Below are 695 nucleotides of genomic sequence, written 5' to 3' on the forward strand. Positions count from 1 at the left end.
CGTCTGGATGACCCGTCCATTATTGACGTCACCAATCCCATCAGTATTTCTGCCACGTTTGCAGACCACCCTCTGGGCGCGACCTATGTCGTTGCCGGTCAGTTGCACAACTGGCGGCGCTACTGGGCGGCGGGCGCGGCGGCCTATCAGCGGCTGATTAATAACGACGGACAGATTTTTGAGCGCATCGGTTCATACACCGCGGCGGGCGGCTGGAAATGGTTCCTCAGCGACAGCGGCTATCCGTTTGGCTGGCGGAAGATTCTGGACAGCGGCAGCATGACGCTGACGGATTTGACGCGGCTGGGCGTCGCCCGATCGGGTGAGAACGCGGATATTACCGGCCTCAGCAAACTCACCGGCATTGCGTCCAGCGTTAAAATGGCCGCTAACCTGGAGGTCGCCAGCTCCATCCAGGCTAATTATCGGGTGGGCATTCTGCGACCGAATGACTATGAAGCTTACATGTCCTTCACCAGCCGCGTCGGCAAGGTGTCTGCGGATAATCTGCCATCAGCGTTAACCTCAATGGGGAATGTCTATTTCCGCCTGGCAAATACGTTGACGGAAACGGATCCGCACGCAGGCCGTGCGTTGGCTGGGTTTTCCACTGCGGTTTACCCGACCGGCGAAGGCGTGATGCGGATGGAGGCTCGTGATGAAACCGGCACCAGTAAAGCCCGTATTATTTGTGA

The 695-nt window shown here is 58.0% G+C and carries 1 protein-coding gene; it reads left to right on the forward strand.

Annotated features, from left to right (window positions below):
- On the forward strand, positions 1 to 695 hold a 695-nt coding region (locus D6C13_RS25750; RefSeq protein WP_167458092.1), incomplete at both ends, for a hypothetical protein.

Origin of the sequence: Rahnella woolbedingensis (assembly GCF_003602095.1) — a bacterium.
Lineage (GTDB): Bacteria > Pseudomonadota > Gammaproteobacteria > Enterobacterales > Enterobacteriaceae > Rahnella > Rahnella woolbedingensis.